17 protein-coding genes are annotated in these 18,191 nt (G+C 75.4%); 2 read left to right on the forward strand and 15 right to left on the reverse strand.

Annotated elements, in window-relative coordinates:
* Positions 1–18 precede the first annotated feature (18 nt).
* A complete protein-coding gene (locus ADL08_RS03760) occupies positions 19–2,193 on the forward strand; it encodes a protein kinase domain-containing protein (protein ID WP_078968452.1) in 2,175 nt (724 codons plus the stop codon).
* A 23-nt stretch (positions 2,194–2,216) separates the two neighbouring features.
* A complete protein-coding gene (locus ADL08_RS03765) occupies positions 2,217–4,319 on the forward strand; it encodes a protein kinase domain-containing protein (protein ID WP_053640590.1) in 2,103 nt (700 codons plus the stop codon).
* On the opposite strand, the gene ADL08_RS03770 is transcribed toward ADL08_RS03765, so the two are convergent.
* From ADL08_RS03770 to ADL08_RS03840, 15 genes are all read right to left on the reverse strand, one after another.
* Complete coding sequence (locus ADL08_RS03770; RefSeq protein WP_234351982.1) at positions 4,297–4,989, reverse strand: 4'-phosphopantetheinyl transferase family protein; 693 nt, start codon at positions 4,987–4,989, stop codon at positions 4,297–4,299. The genes ADL08_RS03765 and ADL08_RS03770 overlap by 23 nt on opposite strands.
* Positions 4,970–6,289, reverse strand: a complete 1,320-nt coding sequence (locus tag ADL08_RS03775; RefSeq protein WP_053640591.1) for an MFS transporter — start codon at positions 6,287–6,289, stop codon at positions 4,970–4,972. The genes ADL08_RS03770 and ADL08_RS03775 overlap by 20 nt, the downstream gene beginning before the upstream one ends.
* Before the next feature lie 48 nt (positions 6,290–6,337).
* The gene (locus ADL08_RS03780; RefSeq protein WP_053640604.1) at positions 6,338–7,393 is read right to left on the reverse strand and encodes a polysaccharide deacetylase family protein; all 1,056 of its coding nucleotides are present in this window, start codon (positions 7,391–7,393) and stop codon (positions 6,338–6,340) included.
* Positions 7,394–7,401: 8 nt separating this feature from the next.
* Positions 7,402–8,772, reverse strand: coding sequence for a condensation domain-containing protein (locus ADL08_RS03785; RefSeq protein WP_053640592.1), 1,371 nt, complete (start codon positions 8,770–8,772; stop codon positions 7,402–7,404).
* Between the two features lie 165 nt (positions 8,773–8,937).
* Positions 8,938–9,756: a hypothetical protein gene (locus ADL08_RS03790; RefSeq protein WP_053640593.1), complete on the reverse strand. Its 819-nt coding sequence runs from the start codon at positions 9,754–9,756 to the stop codon at positions 8,938–8,940.
* Positions 9,753–10,019: an acyl carrier protein gene (locus ADL08_RS03795; RefSeq protein ID WP_053640594.1), complete on the reverse strand. Its 267-nt coding sequence runs from the start codon at positions 10,017–10,019 to the stop codon at positions 9,753–9,755. The genes ADL08_RS03790 and ADL08_RS03795 overlap by 4 nt, the downstream gene beginning before the upstream one ends.
* Positions 10,016–10,993 carry a 3-oxoacyl-[acyl-carrier-protein] synthase III C-terminal domain-containing protein gene (locus ADL08_RS03800; protein ID WP_053640595.1) on the reverse strand — a complete coding sequence of 326 codons (978 nt, stop codon included), beginning with the start codon at positions 10,991–10,993 and terminating at the stop codon, positions 10,016–10,018. The genes ADL08_RS03795 and ADL08_RS03800 overlap by 4 nt, the downstream gene beginning before the upstream one ends.
* Positions 10,993–11,817: a class I SAM-dependent methyltransferase gene (locus ADL08_RS03805; RefSeq protein ID WP_053640596.1), complete on the reverse strand. Its 825-nt coding sequence runs from the start codon at positions 11,815–11,817 to the stop codon at positions 10,993–10,995. Before ADL08_RS03805 ends, ADL08_RS03800 begins: the two co-directional genes overlap by 1 nt.
* Before the next feature lie 21 nt (positions 11,818–11,838).
* Positions 11,839–12,072: a phosphopantetheine-binding protein gene (locus tag ADL08_RS03810; protein ID WP_030219305.1), complete on the reverse strand. Its 234-nt coding sequence runs from the start codon at positions 12,070–12,072 to the stop codon at positions 11,839–11,841.
* Positions 12,073–12,088: 16 nt separating this feature from the next.
* The gene (locus ADL08_RS34790; RefSeq protein ID WP_053640597.1) at positions 12,089–12,637 is read right to left on the reverse strand and encodes a holo-ACP synthase; all 549 of its coding nucleotides are present in this window, start codon (positions 12,635–12,637) and stop codon (positions 12,089–12,091) included.
* Complete coding sequence (locus tag ADL08_RS03820) at positions 12,634–13,494, reverse strand: hypothetical protein (RefSeq protein WP_053640598.1); 861 nt, start codon at positions 13,492–13,494, stop codon at positions 12,634–12,636. Before ADL08_RS03820 ends, ADL08_RS34790 begins: the two co-directional genes overlap by 4 nt.
* The gene (locus ADL08_RS03825) at positions 13,491–14,363 is read right to left on the reverse strand and encodes a diiron oxygenase (RefSeq protein ID WP_053640599.1); all 873 of its coding nucleotides are present in this window, start codon (positions 14,361–14,363) and stop codon (positions 13,491–13,493) included. Before ADL08_RS03825 ends, ADL08_RS03820 begins: the two co-directional genes overlap by 4 nt.
* 136 nt (positions 14,364–14,499) lie before the next feature.
* Positions 14,500–15,150, reverse strand: coding sequence for a pyridoxamine 5'-phosphate oxidase family protein (locus tag ADL08_RS03830; RefSeq protein WP_053640600.1), 651 nt, complete (start codon positions 15,148–15,150; stop codon positions 14,500–14,502).
* Positions 15,147–16,175 carry a helix-turn-helix domain-containing protein gene (locus ADL08_RS03835; RefSeq protein ID WP_053640601.1) on the reverse strand — a complete coding sequence of 343 codons (1,029 nt, stop codon included), beginning with the start codon at positions 16,173–16,175 and terminating at the stop codon, positions 15,147–15,149. Before ADL08_RS03835 ends, ADL08_RS03830 begins: the two co-directional genes overlap by 4 nt.
* Before the next feature lie 336 nt (positions 16,176–16,511).
* Positions 16,512–18,191: ATP-binding protein (locus tag ADL08_RS03840; protein ID WP_159048490.1), on the reverse strand; the 1,680-nt coding region annotated here is incomplete at its 5' end.

An 18,191-nucleotide genomic window follows, 5' to 3' on the forward strand; every position in this document is an offset into this window, starting at 1 on the left:
GCCCTGGACTGACGGCCGATGCCCTCCCCCCTGACCCACGACGACCCGCACCTGCTCGGCGCCCACCGCCTCCTCGCGCGCCTGGGCAGCGGCGGCATGGGCACGGTCTACCTCGCCCGCTCGGCCACCGGCCGCACGGTGGCGCTGAAGACCATGCACGCGCGCATCGCCACCGACCCCGGCTTCCGCACCCGCTTCCGCCTGGAGGTGGACGCGGCCCGCGTCATCGGCCCGGTCCACGGCGCCCGGGTCTTCGACGCCGACCCGCTCGCCGAAACCCCCTGGCTGGCCACCGAGTACGTCCTCGGGCCGCCCCTCGACGACGCCGTCGCGCTCGCGGGGCCGCTCCCCGAGCCCGCCGTGCGCGCCCTCGGGGCCCTGCTGTGCGCGGCCCTGGGCCAGCTGCACGCCTCGGACGTCGTCCACCGCGACCTCAAGCCCTCCAACATCATGGTCACGGCGGACGGCCCCAAGGTCATCGACTTCGGCATCGCCCGCGCGATCGGCGACGACCGCCTCACCCGCGCCGGAACCGCCGCCGGAACGCCCGCGTTCATGTCACCGGAGCAGGCGACCGGGCAGGAGCACACCCCGGCGGGCGACGTCTTCGCGCTCGCCGGCGTCCTCGTGTACGCGGCCACCGGCCGCGGCCCCTTCGGCACCGGGCAGCACGCCGACCTCCTCTACCGCGTCCGCTACGCCGACCCCGACCTCACCGCGGTGCCCCCGGCCCTGCTCCCGGTCCTCGCGCGCTGCCTGGCCAAGGACCCCGCCGCACGGCCCTCCACCGCCGGGCTCGCCGCCCTCCTGGCCCCCGGGCCCGGCGCCTTCGCGACCCACCTCCCCGAGCCGCTGCTCGCGGAGATCGCCCGCCGCGCCGGTGCCGTCTGGCACGCCCCGCCCCGGCGCCTCCCGGCCCCGCCGGAGCACGCCCTCGCCGAGACCCGCCCGGCCGGCGCCCCGGCCGGCCTCTCGCGCCGCGGGCTCCTGGTCCTCGGGGGGAGTTCCGTGCTCGGGGCGGCGGCGGTCGGGGGCGGCGCCTGGGCCTGGACCCGGCCGGACGGCGCCCCGTCCCCGCGGCCGCCCGCCCCGAAGCAGCCCAGGTGGGACCTGTCCTGGCAGGTGGGGACCGCCTCCGTCACCCCCCTCCTCCCGCCGGCGCCGCTCGTCCTGGACGGCCTCGTCGTCGTGGGCGAGTACGGCGTGCAGGGCCTCGACCCGGTGACGGGGAAGCCCAAGTGGTCGGACCCCGACGTCTACTTCAGAGCCCGGCTCGCCCTGGGCGGCGGGACGATCCACTCCGCCGGCAGGCCCCTCGCGGAGACCGATCCGCTCGCCGTCGCCACGGTCGACCCCGCCACCGGGACGACCGGCACCCCGTTCGCGGAGATCGGGGACCTGCGGGCGGTCCTCGACGGGACCCAGGTGCTCTGCGCGACCGGCGACGCCGTGTACCTGGTCGGCGGCCGGGGCCCCCACACCCCCGGGAAGAGCGGCTTCCGGACGGGCCAGCGGTGGTTCCTCCTCGCCGTCGGCGCCCGCTCGGGCGAGGAGCTCTGGCGGGTCCCGCTGCCCGCCCGGCAGGACGGCTCCCGGCGCCCGCACTTCCTGTCCGCCCGCGTCTCGGGCGCGTACCTGGTCCTCGTCCAGCAGGCCGGGGACGGCGGACTGCGCCTCGCCGTGCACGACGCCCACACCGGCAGGGCGCTGTGGAACCGGCCGCTCGACGGCGACCGGCCCGCGTTCGACCGGGCCCACCTGGCCGTGGACGGCCGGCACGTCTACCCGTCGGCGGGCGGACCCGTCGCGCTCCGGCTCGCCGACGGCGGGCGGGCCTGGCGCTTCGAAGGGAGTGCCCCGGGCGCGCGGTTCGGCCCGCCGGCCGTCGCGGACGGGGTGGTGTACGCCGTGGAGGAGGGCCGCGGCGCGGTCGCGCTCGACGCCGCCACCGGCAGGGTCCGGTGGGCGGAGAAGGGCCGTGCGGTCACGGGCGCGGACCTCGACGTGCCGCCCGTGGTCGGCCCCGTCCACCTGTACAGCAGGGCCGCGACCGGACTCGTCGCCTCGGACCTGCGCACCGGCGCCGTGTCCCGGCCCTTCAAGGCCGCCCGGGCCCGGTACTTCGCCCACGTCCCCGCCGGGCGGCTCGTCGCCGTCGGGGACGAGTACACCGCCGCGTACCCCCTCGTCTGAGCTCACGGAAAGCCGCACCCGCCATGAAGCCCCTGGAATCCGGAGACCCGATCCGTCTGGGTCCGTACCGTGTCCTCGCCGTCCTCGGCGAAGGGGGCATGGGCAAGGTCTACGCCGGACAGGACGGCGAGGGCCGCGCGGCCGCCGTGAAGGTGCTGCACCCCCAGCTGGCGCACGACGCGGACCTCGTGCGGCGGTTCGTCCGCGAGGCGCAGATGGCCAGGGCCGTCACCGGCGGGTCCGTCGCCCGCGTCCTGGACGCGCGGACCGAGGGCGGACGCCCGTGGATCGCCACCGAGTTCCTGACCGGGCCGACGCTCGCGGACGCCGTCCGCTCCCACGGGCCGCTCGACGAGCCGACGGTGCGGGCCCTCGCGGCGGCGCTCGCCGGGGCGCTCCGCGACGTCCACGCCGCCGGCCTCGTCCACCGCGACCTGAAGCCCGCCAACATCGTGCTGACCTCGACCGGCCCCCGCGTCATCGACTTCGGCATCGCCCGCCCCGAGCACGGCCTCACCCTCACCACCACCGGCCAGGCCCCGGTCACGCCGGGGTACGGGGCCCCGGAGCAGGTCCTCGGGCAGCGCGTCGGCCCGCCGGCCGACGTCTTCTCGCTCGGCGCGGTCCTGGTGTTCGCGGCGAGCGGGCGGCACGCGTACGAGGGCGCGCACGTGGCCGCCGTGCAGTACGAGGTCGTCCACGGCGAACCGCGCCTGGAGCACGTGCCGCCCGCCCTGCGGCCGCTGATCGCCCCGTGCCTCGCCAAGGACCCGGCGGCCCGGCCGCTGCCGGAGCGGATCGCCGCCTTCGCCGCCCCGCCCCGGGGGTCCGAACGCCTCTGGCGGCAGGGGCCGATCGCACGGGACATCACGGCCCGCGCGGACGGCCTGCACCGGCTGACCACCCTGCCGGGCGGGGCCGCGCCGCGCCCGGTGTCGCGCCGCCGCCTCCTCACGGGCCTCGCGGTCGGCGGGACCGTCCTCGTGGCCGGCGGCGGCACCGCCGCCTGGTGGGGCCTGAGGGGGGAACCGGACGGGCCCTTCGACATCCCCCCGGCCGTACCGGCGCCGAAGGCCGGCCTGCTGGACCCGGAGAAGGGCGACTACGTCCTCGGCGAACTCCCCGACCCGCTCTGGAGCGTCCCCGGCGCGGTCCCGGACGGGACGCCCGCGCCCCTCCCCGTCGGGGACGTCGTCGTCACCGGGGCGCCGAAGGGCGGCATCGCCGCGCGCGGCGTCACCGACGGCGCGCTCCGCTGGTCGGCGCCGGAGACGGTGGCCCCCGGCCGCTACCTGTCGCTCTCCGACCGGCTCGTGGCGGCCGTCGGCCGGGACGGCGCCCTCGTCACCTTCGTCGCCTCGACCGGCGCGCCCAAGTGGACGGCGCCCGCGGCGGAGGCCGCGCTGCTCCTCGCCGCGGACGACGAGGCCGTGTACCTGGTCACCGAGGGCGGGAAGGTGCGTGCCGTCGGCCGGTCCGACGCCGCGGTCCGCTGGACCGCCGGGGTCGAGGCGGACCTCGCCGCGGAGGCCGGTCCGCGCGGCATCGCGGCGCACGGCCGGGTGGTCGTCACGACGCCGGACGGGTCCGTCCTCGCCCTCGACGCGAAGACCGGCCGCACGGTCTGGCGGCTCCGCGACCAGGCCGAGGGCACCCGGCCCAGGGCCGCCCTGTCGGGCCGTCTCCTGTGCGTCACGGGAAAGTACCTCTCGGTCGTCGACGTCGTGGACGGCAGGCGGGTGTGGCGGGCCGAGAACCCGAAGCCGCCGGAGGGCCAGGTGTTCTTCTGGGGGCCGCCGACCATCCACGGCGAGCACGTGTACGCGTCCGCCCTGAAGTTCCCCTTCCGCTACGACCTGCGGACCGGCAGGCCCTCCGACTGGGTCTACGCCGGGCTCGTCGAGTGCGATCCGCACAGCCCCCTCGTCGTCCAGGGCAACGGCTTCTGGTCGGTCGCCGTCGACAGGACCGAGGGCGGCGTCAACGTCCTCAGCCTCTCCCCGGAGAACGAGACGACCTGGGTGTTCCGGATCGTCAGGAACCCCGAGGCCTACTGGATCGGGGGCGACGCCGACCGCGTCTTCCTCCTGGACGGCACCACCCTCACGGCCCTGCCCGTCTTCTGACCCGCTCCGGAACCGGCGCCGCCGGCACGGTCCAGGCGCAGGCGACCGGTACCGCGTCGCCGCCGTCGCGCGGGGCGGACCAGCGGACGCCGTTCCAGGTGCCCGTCCGCGCGCCGAGGGGGACCGGGACGGTCCAGGGGCGGCCCGAGAAGCCCTTCCCCACGGCCTTCACACAGGCCTCCTGGACGGCGAAGACCCGGGCGAAGCCGGACCTGCGCGCCTCCTCGGGCAGGGCGGCCAGCACGTCGGCGTCGCCGGGCGCGCAGCAGAGCCGCAGCAGCCGGTCGCCGACGGCGGCCGGGACCTGCACGTCGACGCCGACGTCCCGGCCCCGGCCGACGGCCGCCGCGACCCAGCCCGAGGAGTGCGAGAGGCTCACCCCCAGGCCGGGCCGGCCGGGCAGGTACGGGCGGCCGCCCGGCAGCGCGGCGACCGGCCCGTCCCCGGCGTCCTCGCCGACCTCCCGCAGCAGGAACCGCAGCAGCGTCCGCGAGGCCAGGTGCTCCGCGGCCCGCCACGGCGGCAGCCCCGCGGCGGCCGCCCGGTCCGCGGCGGCGACGGGCAGCGCGCCGAGGACCTCCGCGTTCCGGGCGGCCAGGTGGTGCACGCCGTCGGCGGGCGTGCGGACCGGGCCGGGCGCACGGCTCCGGTCAGGCGCGGTCCGGGACACGGCGCAGGGTGCGGATCGGGCGGGCCGCCAGGAGGGCGGTGGCGGTGAGGAAGGAGACCACGACGCCCACCACGAGGACCTCGTCGGTGCCGAACGCCTCGACGGCGGGACCGGCCAGCGCGCTGCCGATCGGGTACATGCCGACGGAGCCCGCGACCTCGTAGGCGTGGACCCGGTTCAGGACCTCGCCCGGCACCTGGGTCTGCACGCTGGTCGCCCACATGACGCCCCAGACGCCGATCCCGGCGCCGACCAGGACCTGGGCGGCGATGAGCAGCCAGACCGGCCAGCCGAGCACGATGCCGAGCGGGTAGAGCGGGTACGCCATCATCGCCACGGCACCGGCGGCGAGCGGCCGCCGGGGCTTGTAGCGGATCGCGAGGAGCCCGCCGGCCACGGTTCCGGCGCCGAGGGCGGCGTTGATCAGGCCGAAGGCGCGCGCGCCGTGCTCGGGCACGATGACGCCGGCGGCCACCGAGAGCTGCGGCCCCCAGGAGAGCACCGCGTAGAACATCCAGATCAGGATCACGCCCCACAGCCAGCTGCGGGAGCGGAACTCGTGCCAGCCGACGGCCAGGTTGCGCCACAGGCCCTCGCCGGCCGGCGGGGCGGGCACCACGCCGAGCCGCAGGGCGAACAGGCAGATCGCGCTGGTGCCGTAGGCGACGGCGGAGATCACCATGACCCAGCCGGTGGACCCGAAGCCGACCAGGGTGCCGGCCAGGGCCGGGCCGCCGAGGCCGGTGATCGCCTCGGAGGTGCGCAGCACGCCGTTGGCGCCCTGGACGTCGCGGGAGACCAGGGGGACGGTCGAGGAGGCGCCCGGCTGGAACAGGGCGTTGGCGGTGCCGGCGACGACGAGCAGCGCGTACAGCTGCCAGAGGTGGTCGATGCCGTGGAGGAAGAGGAGGGCGAGCAGGACGTGGGCGGTGAGGTTGGCCAGGTCCGCGATGATCATCATCCGGCGGGCGGTGAACCGGTCGGCGAGCACCCCGCCGAACAGCACCAGGCCGGCGAACGGCGCGACCAGGAAGGCCATCGAGTACCCGGCGGTGTCCAGGCCGTAGCCGCCGCTGAGCAGTCCGGCCGCGACCGCGACCGGCAGCATGGCCCAGCTGAGCAGGCCGGCGCTGCGGGCGACGAAGTAGTACCGGAAGTTGCGGGACCAGATCGCCGGCTCGTCCGGGGACGGTCCCGTCGCCCGCCGCTCCGGCTTCCCCGGCTCCCCCGGCGGCGGCCCGTCGTCCTCCACCGGCGGGGGCGCCGCCGCCTCCACGGGCTCTGCCAAGCGTTCTTCCATGACCCTTCAGTCCTCCGGTCGTTGGTCGCGGTGCGCGGTGCGGGGGGATCAGTGGCCTTCGGGGCCGGGGCGGGGCGGCGGGGCGAGCTCCCCCAGCGGGACCGGTTCCAGGCCGCGTTCGAGCAGGCCCTCGACGATCGCCGGAAGGGCCTCCACGGTCTGGCTCCGGTCCCCGGCGCCCTCGTGCATCAGCACCACCGAGCCGGGGCCGACGCCCTCCAGGACGGTCTTGGCGATCTGCTCGGGGCCCGGCCTCGACCAGTCGCGGGCGTCGACGTCCCACATCGTCAGGGTGGCCGGGTGCTCCTCCAGGGCGGCCAGCACTCCGGGGCTCAGCGCGCCGTACGGCGGCCGGAACCAGGTCGGGGCCTCGCCGGCCACCCGGTCCAGCTCCTCCGTCGTCCGGTCGATCTGCTCGCGCAGCTCCTCCGGCGTCAGGTCGAACAGGAAGGGGTGCGACCAGGAGTGGTTGCCGAGGCCGTGGCCGCCCGCGACGATCCGGCGCACCTCGTCGGGCAGCGCGGCGACGTGGTGGCCGACGCAGAAGAAGGTCGCCCGGGCCCCGTAGCGGTCCAGGATCTCCAGGACCCGCCGGGTGAAGACCGGGTCGGGGCCGTCGTCGAAGGTGAGCGCCACCTTCGGGACGTCCCGGCGGCCGTGCTCGAAGCAGCGCCCGGCCGCCGTCAGGGCCTTCTGGGCCGGCTCCCCGCGCCGTACGCCCTCGAAGTACTCGTCGGCGCGGCCGGTCAGGGTGCCGCCCTCGGCGGTCACCCGGGCGAGCCGTCCGGGCTCGCCCAGGGCCCGTTCCGCGAGCTGCCGGGCCGTGACGGAGCCGAAGCGCGGCCGGGGCGGCAGCAGCCAGGGGTCCGCGCGGTAGACCTCCAGGCCCGCGGCCGTCATCGGGCCGTCGAGCAGGCCGTTGGTGCTGTCCAGGACCACGGCGGGGGCGGGGCCGCCGTCGAGGTCCCGCAGCCAGGCGATGAGTTCGGCGACCCGGGCGGCGCCCCAGTCGCGCGGCTCGGCCACGCGGCGCCCGGCGCCGTCGAGGACCTCGACCCGGTAGCCCGCGTCGGTCCAGGCGATTCCCGCGTACCTCTTCGTCACCGGTGTCATCAGTCCCCCAGCGCGATCGCCTCGGCGACGATCAGCCGCTCGACCCCGCGCAGGAACTCCTCCGTGCCCGCGCGGTCGATCACCGCCGGGTCGGCGGTCATGGCGAGGTCCAGGGCGCCCGGGGCGGTCAGCACGTCCACCGCCGCCGAGACGTTCCTGCGGGCCGGGAACTCCGTCGGCCAGCTCAGCTCGGTCCGGCCGATCAGCTCGCTCAGCGGCTCCTCCGGCCGCTCGACGCCGTCGAAGGGCCCGACGCCGGGGTCGCGGGTGTCGTTCCACCAGTACGAGTGGTCGGCCGCCTCCCCCTTCTCGACGAGGAGCGCCACCTCGCGGTCGAGCGCCCACTTGTCGTACGCGGCGTGGCGGAACGCGCCGAGGGCCGCGGACCGCGTCCGCCGCACCGCGTCCTCGAAGTCCCGGTCCGCGTCCGTGAGGCGGAACAGCGCCTCCTGCGCCACCGTGCTGACCGAGGCGGCGGCGGCCGGCTGGAAGCGGTTGCCCACCACGACCTGGAAGAGCACGTCGGAGCTGCCGGACATCCGGGCGAGCTGGTGGGAGGCCGCCCCCAGGAGCACGGCGGCGTCGCTGACCTCCAGCTCCGCCGCGACCCGTCCGACGGCGACCGCGAGGGCGGGCGAGCGCAGCAGCGCGTTGGGGAACCGGCGGTCCGGGTCGTCCGCGAGCTCCGGCGCCGCCGGCTGCCCGAAGATCCGCCGGGGTCCCGCGGTGAGCTGCTCGATCCAGTGGCGGCGGGCCGCCTCGTCCCGGCGGCGGCCGAGCGGCGAGGCCTGGACCTCCGCGGCCTCCAGGGGCTGGAGGGCGGGGCGCGACCCGCGCAGCGACGCGGCGGTCTCCCCGGCCTGGACGGACTCCAGGTCGCGGAGGAGCCGGCCGAGGCCCCAGTAGTCCATGCCCGTGTGCGCGCCGGCCAGGACGAGCCGGTGGACCAGGCCGCCGGACTCGATCAGGCCGACCCGGAGGGGCCACTCCCGGGTGTGGTCGAAGGGGCGGCCGGCCAGCTCGCCGAGGAGGGCGGCGCCGTCCTCGGCGGAGCGGTCCACCGGGCCCGTGCGGATCTCCACCGGGAGCTCGCCGCTGCCGTCCACGACCTGTTCGAGACCGTCCTCGCCGTCCGGCAGGAAGCGGGTGTGCAGGCTGTCGTGGAGCAGCAGCAGCTCCGTCAGGTCCGCGAGCACGCGGTCCACCGGGCGGGGCGGGGCGACGGGGAGGTGGACCGGCAGGTTGTACCGGGGGGCGTCGTCGCCGAGCCGGGTGACGACGCCCCAGATGGCCCGCTGGCCCCAGGTCGCCGGGCCCCTCCCGGCCCGTGCGGAGTCCAGCCTGATGGACCGCTCCTCAGCCGTGGTCATGGTGTTCCAGCCTTCCCTTCGGTTGCCTCGTCGGGTGTGTGTCGGAGCCGTCTGCCGGAGCCGCCGGCGGAGCCGTCTGCCGGACGGAGCCGTCTGCCGGGGCCCCGGCGGGCCGCCGTGCTCCCGGGTGGGGCGGGTGCGCGGCGGCCCGCCGGGCCCCGGGGGTCATCCCTCGCCGCCGGCGAAGAGCGCCACGTGGGTGCGGCCGGAGCGCGGGTCCGTGTCGCACAGCACGATCCGCCGGTGGTCCCGCCCCCACTCCCGCCAGTGGTCGGCGAGGTCCAGCCAGAGGCTGGTGCAGTAGCTGCCCGGGGCCACCCGGTGCACCGCGCCGCCGTGCTCCGGGACGTCCTCGGCGACCCAGGGGCCGAGGACGAGGAGCGTGCCGTCCTCGACGGGCTCCCGGCCCAGCGCGTCCGCCGCCGAACCGGCCGAGTGCGCCCCGACGAACCGGGGGCCGCCCCCGTCCCCGTCCCCGGCGGAGGTGCCGAGGACGAGCGCGGCGGCCGAGTCGACCAGCGGGGTGTCCCGTACCAGCGGGAAGGGCGTCGGCAGGGTGGTCTGTTCGAGGACCGCGAGCACCACCTCCGCCGCCCGTCCCGCCTTCTCGTACGCCGAGGCGATCCGCAGCGCGGTGAAGGGGGCGGCCAGGCCCTGCTGGGCGATCGCGAAGTTGGCCGCCCGGCCGCCGAGGCGGTCGGTCAGGTAGGGCGAGACGGCGGTGAACGGCACCACGTCCGGGAGGGCGTGGGTGACGATCAGGAGGTCGGGCCTGCTCGCGCCGACGCCCTCGTCGGCGACGAGCAGGTCCGCCAGGTCCCGGTGCCGGACGTGCGGGCCGCTGTCGAACAGCTCCTCGTCCGGCTTCTCTCCGAAGGGGGCGAGCAGGTCGCGGAAGTAGCCGAGCGCGGCCGCCCGGTCGTCCGGTTCCCGGCCCTCGGGCGACCGGACCGAGGCCGCGGCCCGGACGGCGAGTCCGCTCATGACGTCCCCTCCTCTTCGCGGAGCGCGGCCTCGACGTAGTCGGCGAAGGAGCCCACGGTCCGCAGGTGGTCGATGTCGAGGGCCTCCGGGTCGACCGAGATCCCGGTCGCCTCCTCGACGGTCATCAGGAGCCCGAGGACGGCGAGGGAGGTGAGCCGGAGCTCGTCGAAGAGCGCGGTCTCCTCCGTGAGGCCGGTGACCGGCCGCTCCAGGACCTCGCCGAGCGCCTTCTCGATGGTGAGGACCAGTTCCTGACGGGTCATCGGGGACCGCCTCCCGCCCGGTGGGTGATCACCATGGCGCCGAAGGTGGCGCCCAGGCCGACGGAGACGAGGAGGTAGGGGGCGCCGTCCACCAGGCGGCCCTCGTCGCGCAGGGTGGTGTAGTTGACGAAGACGTCGGAGGCGAAGGTGTGGCTGTAGCGGGGGACGTTGTCCAGGAAGACCTTCTCCGGCGCCACCCCCAGCTCCTTGATGGTCTGCCGCCAGGCCAGCTTGTTGACGTTGTGCGGGATCACCAGGTCGATGTCGTCGAGCGTCAGCCCGGCCTCCTCCACCGCCCGGTGGATGACCTCGGCGATCCGGGCGCCGTACTGCTCCCCGAACTCGGTGTTCTGCTCGGGGGTCAGCTCCAGCCACTGGGCGTACTCGCCCAGGGTCCGGGTGGCGAAGGACCGGACCACGTCCCCCTCGCCGTCCAGGGTGATCAGGCAGGAGGCGGCGGCGTCGGCCATGATCGAGGTGTTGGGGACGTGCTGGACGACCGGCGAGTACGCCTGCTCGCCGGTGACCATCAGGGCGTAGGCGCCCTCGCCGCCCTCCGCGCGGAGCAGCTCGCCGAGCACCTCGATGGCGCCGAGGCTGCTGACGCAGGCCTGGTGGCTGAGGCCGAAGGCCTCGGCGCCGTCGAGCCCGAGGTCCTCGCCGACCCGCCGCGCGACGTCCACGTCGGCGGGGGCGACCGCCTGGGTGACGTGGGCGTAGGCCAGGTAGTCCACCCGGCCGCCCTCGGGGAGGGCGGCCAGGGCGCCGCGCGCGGCGGGCCGCAGCAGGTCGAGCAGCGGGAGCTCCGGGTCGTACCGGAGCCTGTCCAGGCCGTAGAACTTGCGGAACACGCCGAGCTGCGCCCGGTGCAGTCCAAGGCGTTCGCCCAGCTCCTCGATCCGTACGCTGCGCTCGGGCAGGTACGACTCGATCCGCTCCAGGGTGATCCGGCGGTCGGTGGTCGACTGGCTCATCAGGACTTCACGACCTCGGCGCGGATCAGCCACAGCCGGTTGGCGCCGCGCCGGTCCCTCGGCTGGACGTCGTACGGCCAGCGTCCCTCGCCGGCGCCGGGCTGGCCGGGCTCGCGCAGGTCGGTGGTCTTCCAGCCGTTCGCGGTCAGGAACTCCTCGGGCTCGTCGCTGCCGAAGATCCACGGCGTGCCGTCGGCCGCGAGGGTGTCCAGGAAGCGCTTGGAGAACGGGCTGCGCAGCAGGGCGCGGCCGAGGATGTCGAAGGCCAGGTGGCTGCCGGGGGCCGAGGCGGAGGCGAGCAGCCGCAGCAGTCCGGCGGCCTGCTCCTCGGTGAGGAAGAAGGTCAGCGCCTCGGCGACCCACAGGGTCGGGCGGTCGCGGTCGAAGCCGGCGGCCTCCAGGGCGGGCAGCCACTCCTGGGTGAGGTCGGCGGAGACCTCGCGCCGGTCGACGCGCGGCTCGGCCCCGAGGGCCTGGAGCCGGCGGCGCTTCTCGGCGATCAGGAGGGCGTGGTCGACCTCGTACAGCTCCGTGCCGTCCGGCCAGTCGAGCCGGAACGCGCGGGTGTCCATGCCGGCCGCGATCAGCACCACCTGCTGGATCCCGCTCTCGGCGAGGACGTCCCTGATCGCGTCGTCCAGGAACCGGGTGCGGATGGAGATGAAGGGCAGCAGGCCGCCGCCGGCGTAGCGCTCGATCAGCTCGAAGCCCCGGGGCGCGGCCAGTTCGCGGGCGAACGGGTCGACGAACAGCGCGTCCTCGCGCTCGGACTCCTCGGCGCGGGCCGCGGCCATCCACTGTGCGGTGTACGAGACAGCATCCATGGTGAAGACCCCTCCTCGGGATCAGGCGAAGAACGCCTTCTCGATGGTGGCGAGGGTCTGGAAGTCCTCGATGTCGATGTTGTCGAAGTCGATCTCGACGCCCGCGGCGTCCTCGATGGTGTAGACGAGCTCGACGAAGGCGAGGGAGTCGACGAGGCGGCTCTCGATGAGGTCGACGTCGGAGGCGAGCTCGGTGCGCTCGGGGTGACGGCCGAGGATCCAGTCCCGGACCTTGTCGATACCTGCGGAACTCATGGCATTCCCTTCAGAGTCACTGATCCAGCGGGAGGGGGCGGTCGTACGGGGTGGCGGAGGCGGTGGCGGTGGCGGCCGCGACGGCGATCGCGAAGCCGGCGTCGTGGCTGATGCTCACGTCGATCGGGCCGACCCCGGCGGTACGGGCCAGCTCGGCCGCCCGGCCGGAGAGCCGGACCCCGGGCCGGCCGCCGGGGCCGCGCAGGACCTCGATGCCCTGCCAGGGGACGGGCCCGCCGACCGAGCCGAGGAGCTTGAAGACGGCCTCCTTGGCGGCGAGGCGCCCGGCGATCCCCGACGGGTCGGGCGCGCCGTCGGGGGTCCGGGAGACGGCCAGCTCCTCGGCGGAGAGGAACCGCCCGAGGAGGGGGGCGGGACGGGGGCCGGTGCCGGTACCTGATCCGGTGCCGGTGCCGGAGCCGGAGCCGGAGCCGGTACCTGATCCGGTGCCGGTGCCGGAGCCGGAGCCGGAGCCGGTACCTGATTCGGTGCCGGTGCCGGTGCCGAGGAGGTCGTGGATCCGGGAGAGGGGGACGAGGTCGACGCCGATCAGGGGCCGGGTCACGGCGCTTCGACGGCGGCGGCGGCCGTGGCCGAGGCGGCCTCGCGCACCGCGTCGAGCGCGGCGTCGAGGTCCTCCTCGAAGTGCTCGGTCAGGACGGCGAGCCAGCGCTCCAGGCCGAAGGCCACGCAGGAGGTGTAGGCGTGCTCGCCGGACTCCAGGAGGATCCCGCACCGCTCGCCGAAGAAGTTGCGGTGGGTGTTGACCGAGGCGATCGCCAGGTCGCCGTACTGGAACTCGTACTTGACCGGGCTGAGCTTCTGCATGAGGGCGCGGCCGTTGTCGTTGCGGAAGAACGGGTCGCCCGCCGCCTCCCTGCCCAGCTCGATCCCGAGCGCGGCGGCGAAGGCCTGGATCCGCCCGGTGAAGCGGGCCAGCACCCGCTGGGTGTGCTCGAAGTCCCCGAGCGCGACGATCTCGCGCATCTGGAAGCTGGCGAGCCGGCGCAGCCCGCCGTAGTGGTCCTCGTTGCGGAAGCAGCGGTTGACCAGGGTCACCAGGGTGTCGTCGGCGACCCGGCCGCCCTCGTGGAAGAGGTACGCGCCGTAGCAGGTGGCGTGCGGAAGGCCGTACCGCGCCTCGGTCACCGCGCCGGGCCCGAACCTCCCCTCCACCGGCTTGAACCGGTCGTCGGTCAGGTCGAGCGAGCCGGCCACCCAGGCGAGGTGGGGGAAGTTGGTGTAGACGTCGAACTTCTCCAGGTCGGTCACCGGGAAGAGCGGCGGGGCGCTGATCTCCTCGGCGCCGTCCGCGAACCCCCAGCCGGTGAAGACCCCGTCGAGCTCCCTGACGAGCCGGGTGGCGCCGGGCCCGAGGATGGCCAGGGCGGGCACGCCGTCGCTCCCGGTCAGGCGGTTCATCGGACGATTCCCGTCTTCTCCAGGTACCTGGCGGTCTTGCGGAAGGTGCGCAGCTCGGCCTCGGCGCGGGCCGGCGACTCCAGGAGGGAGCGGCGCAGCTCGTGCGGGCGCTCCAGGCCGGCGTCGCGGTAGACCTGGGGGTGGTAGAGCGACTCGAAGCTGTGCCTCATGTAGCGGCGCAGGTAGGTGGAGACCTCGTCGAGCTCCTGCTCGGTGGCGGTCTGCTTGAGGTCCAGGTAGAGCAGGTTGACCAGTTCGCGGCCGAAGGCGATGTGCCGGGACTCGTCCTGGTGGTGGATCCGGTTGATGCCGCGGATCGTCTCGTGCAGCCGCTCGTCCTCGGCCATCGCCGAGTTGAAGTGGTCGACCAGCTCCTCGAAGATCAGGATGCGGGCGAAGACCAGCAGGCTCTGGATCTTGTCCGAGGGGACGGCCGCCTCGGCGCCGCCGGCCGGCTGCCGGTAGATCTTCCCGCCGTAGCGGAGGCAGAATTCGGCGAAGAACCACATGTGCTCGTTCTCCTCACCGATGAAGTGGTGGAAGAACTCCGACGGCGTTTCGAAACCGGCGGTGTGGATCCGGTTGACCACCTCGATGAGCAGTTCCCGGATGCCGTGCACATTGAGGCTGTAGAAATTGATGCTCTCGTGCTTGGAAAGCGTGTGGAGCTGCTGCGGAGTGAGCTTCTCGGCCCATTCCGTACCGTACGTGGTGGTGAGTTCGGGGCTCATCCACCACATGTCCTCGGGGAGCCGGTCCGGCCACTCGAACAGCCGGTACGGGTTGTAGTAGTCGTCGATCGACTTGGTGGCGAGCCGGTCCAGAATTCCCCTGAACCGGTCGTTCCGGTCGATCACGTCGCTGACCATCGCGCGATGTCTCCGTTCGCTTCGAGGGTTCTTCGCCGATTCCAGACTGGGCCCCGGGGAGGGGGTCCATCAATGCCCGGAACCGGCTGCCGAATTCGGCCAGTGGAGTTCGGCGGGCGAAGCCCCGGAAACACCGTCAGGCGGCGGAGGGGCCGCCGCCGCCCCGGTGGGCGGCGAGTTCCGCGCGCAGGGCGGCGTTCTCCTCCTCCAGGCGCGCCATGCGCTCGCGGACCGGCGCGAGGGCGTCGGAGAGCTCGTCCTGGCTGAAGCGGGGGGTGATGTGGTTGGGGCAGTTCCAGGCGAAGGCCTCGACCCGGATCGTGACGAGCTGCTCGACCGTCCCCTCGGTACGCGTCGAGTCCAGGCGCCCGGCGAGCGCGGGGTCCTTCTCGACCGGTACGACGGCGGCCCGGCCGAACAGCTTGAGGCGGGTGCGGCGGGCGTGGTCGATGAAGAAGAGCGCGACCCGGTCGTCGCCGCGCACGTTGCCGGTGGTGATGTACTGCCGGTTGCCCCGGACGTCCAGGTAGCCGAGGGTGTGCGGGTCCAGGACGTGGACGAACCCCGGCGGGCCGCCCCGGAACTGGATGTAGGGCCAGCCGCTCTCGCTCACGCTGGAGAACAGGAAGCCGTCCAGGCCCCGGATGAAGTCGGCGGCGGCGCCGGTGAGCGGCTCGGGCCCCCCGTCCGGCTCCCGCAGGCGGCGGCCGGCCGCGGCGGCGCTGCCCATCTCCTCCTGGGCCCTGCGCACCGACGGGGTGTACGCGATGTGGTCGTAGCGGCTCACGCGGCGCTCCCCAGGGCCAGGTCGACCAGGCCGGCCCGGGCGGCGAGGACGCCGGCCTGGAAGCGGCTGCCGGCCGACAGCTCCTGCATGATCGCGGCCACGTGGCGGCGCAGGGTCCGCTCGGACATGCCCACCCGGCGCGCGATCGCCTCGTCCTTGGCGCCGGAGGCCAGCAGGTCGAGGAGGGTCGCCTTCAGGTCCCCCATCGTCCCGGCGTAGCCGGCCGCCCCGGAGTCGAAGTCGAACGCGGACTCCCAGACCCGGGCGTGCTGTCCGGCCAGGAAGGCCGCGACCGCGCCGTCGTAGACGACGGCGACGGCGTCGCCCTCGCCGGCCGGGATGAAGGCCGTCTTCCGGTCGAAGACGAGGAAGCGGTCGCGCACCTCCTTGGTGGTGCGGACCCGTCCGCCCGCGGGCAGGACCTCGCCGAGGTGCGCGCGGGTGTCGGAGTCGCCGCGGGCGGTGTGGGGGTAGAGGATCCGGCCCTGCGCGCCGCGCCGCAGCACGTCGAGGACCAAGGGGCGGGCGAGGCGCAGTTCGGGGGTCTCGCGGGCCACGCAGGGCTGCATCACCAGGACCTCGGTGGTGCAGGCCTGGGCGGCTTCGAGGAGGCGCAGTCCGATCTCCTCCCGGTCGTCGGTGATCACCACGGCCTCGGCGCGGGCCCTGGACTGCTTCTCGAAGGCGGCGACGAAGGAGCTGAGCTGTCCCTTGAACCCGGCGAGGCGGAGGCGCCCGTCGAGGATCTCGCGCTCCAGGGGGACGAGGAGTTCCATCTGGGCGGCCTCCGGGCTGACCGCGACCAGCCGGCCCGTGCCGTCCCCGGCCGGCTTGACCAGGCGCAGTTCGCGCAGCACCGCGACCGCCTGTTCGGCCCGCCGGTGCGGGACGCCCAGCTCCTCGGCGATCCCGGACGGGACGAAGTCGGCGCGCCCGAGGACGCGCTCGTAGAACGTGACCACGAACTCGTCCGCCTGGGCCGTTCTCCGGCCTTCCTGACGGGGGGCCTGTGTCGCGGTTTCCATCGTCACCTCGTTCTGTTCGCGCGGATGTGGTCGGCAGGGGGAACGGTGTGGGAACGGCTGTGCGGTGCGGCCACCGTATGGCTCCGGGCTGGGCGGGCTCCTACAGCCGGACCAGAGGACCGGCGGCCTCCGGAAGGCCGCTCCCGGTCCGGCGCACCGGTGTCGACCTGTGGTTCCGGCGGCCGCCGCAGTTATGCCCCTGGCAACCGGCAGAACTCCGGCAACTGCCGGAGCACTTGTCCTTCAGCCAGTTCAACTTCCTGTAACAAACCGGTAGTTGACTGAAAAGCGCTCTCGGCGAGCTGTCACGGGTCTTCGGCGGCCCTCCGGCGGCCTTCAGCGGGGCAGGCCGGTCCCGGGGGCGTCGGCGGTGACGGCGGCGGCGGTGGCGGGGGTGGCGGTCCCCGCGCCGTGGCCGCACCCGGTGAGTTCACGGGACGGGGAGAGGGGGTCGCAGGCGGGGACCGCGGTGCCGGTGCGGCGCAGCGCGAGGACCTGCCCCTCGGTCCAGTCGGCCTGCCGCGCGAGCTCCAGCGCGCTGCCGAACAGCTCCAGGGCCCGCGCGTCGTTCCCCAGCGCCCGGTGGCATTCGGCGCGCCGCAGCTGGGCCGCGGCCTGGGCCCGCAGCTCGCCGTCGGCGACGGCGGCGAACAGGCTGGCGGTCGCGACCTTGAGGCAGTCGCCCGTGTACATCCCCGTCGCGAGGTAGGGGTGCAGGCTCTCGGCGAGGCGCCAGGCGACGGAGGTGAAGCCGGAGCCGGACGCCTGGAGGACGGCGGCGGCCAGGTTCTCCCGCTCGCCGTCGAGCCACTCGGCGGCCCCGGCGTGGTCCGGGAAGACCGGCGTGACCGGGAGCGGCGCCCCGGCGGCCGGGGCGGGGAGCACCTGCTCCGGGTGGAGCAGCCGGGCCGCCGCGTCGGCGCGGTGGAGGTACCAGTCGAAGAGCCGTCGCCGGGCGGCGTGCGCCTCGTCCCGGCCGGCCAGCTCGCGGGCGTAGGAGCGGAGCAGGTCGTGGAGTCCGAACCGGCCGGGCGCCCGTTCCCGTACCAGGTGGGCGTCGGTCAGGGCGGCGAGGAGGCCGGCCGACTCGGCCGGGGTCGCGTCCGCGAGGGCCGCGGCGCCGGGCACGGTGAGGTCGGGTCCCGGCATCAGCCCCAGGAGCCGGAACATCCGCCGGCCCGCGGCCGGGAGCGCCCGGTACGAGAGGTCGAAGGCGGCCCGCACCGTCGAGCGCCGGTCCCCCTCGACGCGCAGCCTGCTGAGCACGTCGTCGCCGGGTAACGCGTCGCAGTGGTCGGCGATGCGGGTGTCGCGGGCGAGCAGGTTGGCCCCGGCGATCCGGATGGCGAGGGGCAGGCCGCCGCAGACCCGCACGAGCCTGCGGGCCGCCTCCTCCTCGGCCGCGACCCGGCTCTCGCCGATGGTGGCGGCGAGCAGCCGGCGGCCCTCGTCCGGGTCCAGGACGTCCAGGACGAGCTGGCGGGCGCCATCGCTGGCGACGAGGCCCGCGAGCCGGCTGCGGCTGGTGATCACCACGGCGCAGCCCCGGGCGCCGGGGATGAGCGGTCTGACCTGCTCGGCGTCGCGCGCGTTGTCGAGGACGATCAGCGTCCGCCGGTCGGCGAGCAGCGTGCGGTACAGGGCGGCGGCCTCGTCCTCGTCGGCGGGCAGCCGGCCGGGCGGGGCGCCCAGGGCCCGGAGGAACTGCGCCAGGACGTCGGCGGGGCGCAGCGTGGGGAGCGGGGAGTGGCCGCGCAGGTCGACGAAGAGCTGGCCGTCCGCGAAGTGTTCGCGCCGGGCGTGCGCCCAGTGCTTGGCGAGGGCGGTCTTGCCGACCCCGGGCGCGCCGACCACCGCCACCACGTGCGCGCGGTCGGCCGGGTCGGGCGAGACGAGGGCGTCCAGCTCTCGCATCTGCCGCCGCCGTCCGACGTAGGGGCCGGCCGTGGCGGGCAGCTGGGCCGGGCGCGGGCCGGCGGGCGCGGGGCGTTCCGGGGGCGCGGCGCGGCCGGGGCG

The sequence above is a fragment of the Streptomyces sp. NRRL F-6492 genome (assembly GCF_001280125.1).
Taxonomy (GTDB): Bacteria; Actinomycetota; Actinomycetes; order Streptomycetales; family Streptomycetaceae; genus Streptomyces.